Source organism: Caballeronia arationis (assembly GCF_001544975.2).
In the GTDB taxonomy this organism is placed as follows: domain Bacteria; phylum Pseudomonadota; class Gammaproteobacteria; order Burkholderiales; family Burkholderiaceae; genus Caballeronia; species Caballeronia arationis.
In genome coordinates this window covers 1-2,084 of sequence record NZ_FCOG02000375.1, presented here as the reverse complement: position 1 = coordinate 2,084, position 2,084 = coordinate 1, and the positions used below count along the sequence as shown (strand labels likewise).

2 protein-coding genes and 1 pseudogene are annotated in these 2,084 nt (G+C 60.7%); all 3 read left to right on the top strand.

Annotation, left to right across the window (positions count from 1 at the left end):
* A partial coding sequence (locus tag AWB81_RS42360) for a lipocalin-like domain-containing protein (protein ID WP_062644501.1) occupies nt 1-447 on the top strand: 447 nt, incomplete at its 5' end.
* Between the two features lie 107 nt (nt 448-554).
* The gene (locus AWB81_RS42355) at nt 555-1,565 is read left to right on the top strand and encodes a methyltransferase (RefSeq protein WP_062644500.1); all 1,011 of its coding nucleotides are present in this window, start codon (nt 555-557) and stop codon (nt 1,563-1,565) included.
* Nucleotides 1,566-1,813: 248 nt separating this feature from the next.
* Nucleotides 1,814-1,906: pseudogene (locus AWB81_RS44420) on the top strand (IS6 family transposase); the annotation flags it as partial.
* Nucleotides 1,907-2,084 lie beyond the last annotated feature (178 nt).

Sequence of the window (2,084 nt, the reverse complement as noted above, 5' to 3'; positions counted from 1 at the left end):
ACCGCGGTGCCCGGGGCTCGCGCGCAATCTCCCAGCAGTCTGGCCGGATCTTGGTCTCTGGTCTCTCTGACCGTCACTAGGAGTGGAACCGAGGTGGAACAGCTGGGCGCGCATCCCGAAGGCCTTCTCCCGTTCGGAAGCGATGGCCGCTACGCGCTGGTCGGTGTTCGCGCCGACCTGCCGAAATTCGCTTCGGGCAACCGGCTGCAAGGAACCGCTGACGAGAATGCGGAAATTGCCAAGGGAAACGTGGCTCACTTCGGTATGTACACGGTCGACACCGCCGCTCACGTCATTGTCTTCCACATCCAAAGAGGCACGTTTCCCAACTGGGACGGGGATGTGCAGAGGCGTCCCTTCATTATCGACGGCGATCGATTGACCCATGTCACGCCGGGCAGCTTCGGTTATGGGGCGGCCAAGGTTGTGTGGCAACGAATGAAGTAAAGCGGGCGTCGACAGAGTTCGCCACTCAAACGCGGGGAGTACATTGGTCAGAGCCGCGGGCGGCTTCACTGAAAGCTTGCGGCGTAGGTTGTCAAGCGAGGAGGCCCATGAAAGACGATCAAGACCCCGCAAATGCGATTCGTCGCCTGATCGATGGGTATCAGGTCTCGCAGGCCATTCATGTAGCCGCCACGCTCGGCATCGCCGATCTTCTCGCGGACGCTTGCCGCACGAGCGATGAACTCGCAGCGCTTACCGCTACTCACGCACCGACGCTCTACCGTATGCTGCGCGCCCTCGCGAGTGCGGATGTCCTGCGCGAGCTTGACGGTCATCGTTTCGAACTCACGCCGATCGGCGAATGCCTACGTTCCGACGTGGGTGACTCGATCACCGGATGGGCCGCCTTCATCGGGACGCGATCTCACTGGGAGGCATGGTCCGACTTGCAGCATAGCGTGCGCACCGGTGAGAATGCGTTCCGGCACGTCCATGGAATCGATCCGTGGACGTATCGCTCGACCCGCCCCGAAGAGGGTGCAGTCTTCGACCGCGCGATGCGTTCGTTATCCCGGCGGGCCAACGCTGCTCTCCTAGCGGCTTACGACTTCCGGCGTTTTCGCACGATCGTGGACGTTGGCGGTGGGAACGGCGGCCTCATTGCGGCAGTCCTTGGCGCATACCCTGATATGCACGGAGTGTTGTTCGATCAGCCCCATGTCATTGCGGCCGCTCCGGCGCTGCTCGAACAGGCTGGGGTTGCTGACCGCTGCCGCATCGTTGAGGGTAACTTCTTCGAGTCGGTGCCGGACGGAGCGGACGCCTGTCTGCTGCGCGCGGTGATCCATGACTGGGATGATGAAGATGCTGTGCGGATCCTGACTGTCGTCAGGCGCGCGCTGCGATCCGATGCAATCTTGCTACTGATCGAGCACCTGATCGGGCCGCCGAACGAAGGCCGCGACGCGAAGTTTTCGGATTTGAACATGCTGGTCGCGCCAGGTGGCCGTGAGCGGACGCGCGAAGAGTTCGAAGTGTTGCTGGCGGAATCGGATTTCCGCCTCTCTCGCGTGCTGCATGCTGGAAGCAACTGCGTCGTGGAGGCTACCCCGACTTGAGGAGCTTGCGTGAACCTCCACCTCAATGCAGAGCGGTCCAGATGACCATGGCACCGCGAAGGTCGCAATCGCGAACCTTCTCTAGGACAGACCGAACGACTTTGATGAGATTCGGTTGGCGCCTTGACTGGCGCGGTCGTACTTGCAGCACATGGTCGCTGTCCTCGGGTCGAGGACATTGGCCAGTACTAGCAGGTTAATCTGGATCCGACCGCGTGCGCGAGACGCTGGTCGCGACGTGGCGCGATCCGGCGACGATCACTCTCGACGGTTACGCAGCATCGCATCGAGCGGTCCGCGAGATGAAGACCGACGCGTCGCTGCCCCAGCGAACAACATTGTGATTCGTTTTACTTCGAGAAGTGAATATTGTATCGGCTGATCTCGGTATCCGGCTTATCCTTCTATTTAGTCGGACCTGCAAAATTGGGTTTTGTTCGTGGACGCCTCGGGGCGTTCATCAGGTGGCCTTGTACTTTTCGAACTCAGGCAGTTGTAGGAGGTGCGAGCAAGGTTCCT